Raw genomic sequence first — 860 nt, forward strand, 5'->3', positions numbered from 1 at the left:
TCTGTTCAACTTCATTATGCTGATACAGATTTTCGATATCTTGCTGGAAATAGTATTGTGCCAGGGTATGCTGGGCATAGTTGTGTCGATTGGCAAACACTTGTGCCTTTTCCATCAGTTGTTCCATGCGGTCATGTTCATGGCTGGTTTCAATCTTGAGACGTTGTGAGAGGCTGCCTGTTTCTGGTACTTGTGCATTCATGGTGGTTCTCCTTATGTGGAATGAATAGGTCTGGGGGTTAACGTTGACTCAGATTAAGCTGGAAGGGGTAATCCACAATCACCGCAACAGCTTGCCCATTGACAATGTGTGGTTTAAAACGGGCCTTTTGTGCTGCCTTGATCACCAGTTGATCCAGATAGTCCAGTCCGCTACTTTGCTTAATACGGATTTGTGTGGGCTTACCTTTACTATCTATTTGTAGGGTTAAGATGAGTAATCGGTTTTGATTCTGTAAGGCTTTATCGTTGTAGTTGATTTGACCTATGCTTAATACGGTGACCTGACTGGCATTTAACCGTGTAGGCTCGGCTACTGTGTTGCTGCTGGTGGTTGGGGTGTTGTGTTGGGCTGTGCCTTGTTCACTGCCGCCATTTTGCTTTGATGTCCCTTGTACTGCATTGCCCGTACCTGTTGCAGCAGGTGTTGCATTTGTGGTTGTCGTTGACGGCTGTGTCACTTGCTGTGGTGTTGCAACTGCTTTTATTTGTGCTTTGGGTGGTGTTTGTTGAATTTTTTTTGTGGCGTCAGTACTGCTCAGGATCGGTTGCTGTGCCGGTTTTTTTATTATTGGTTGCGGCGTGGTGGTGTTGACTGTCGGTTGGGCTGTTACTGTTGCTGCGGAGCTATCCTGTTCTAT

The 860-nt window shown here is 46.2% G+C and carries 2 protein-coding genes; both read right to left on the reverse strand.

Annotated elements, in window-relative coordinates:
* Positions 1-202: biliverdin-producing heme oxygenase (locus F4V57_RS14695; RefSeq protein WP_150330565.1), on the reverse strand; the 202-nt coding region annotated here is incomplete at its 3' end.
* A gap of 37 nt (positions 203-239) precedes the next feature.
* On the reverse strand, positions 240-860 hold a 621-nt coding region (locus F4V57_RS14700; RefSeq protein ID WP_171492134.1), incomplete at its 5' end, for an energy transducer TonB.

The sequence above is a fragment of the Acinetobacter qingfengensis genome (assembly GCF_008693185.1).
Lineage (GTDB): Bacteria > Pseudomonadota > Gammaproteobacteria > Pseudomonadales > Moraxellaceae > Acinetobacter > Acinetobacter qingfengensis.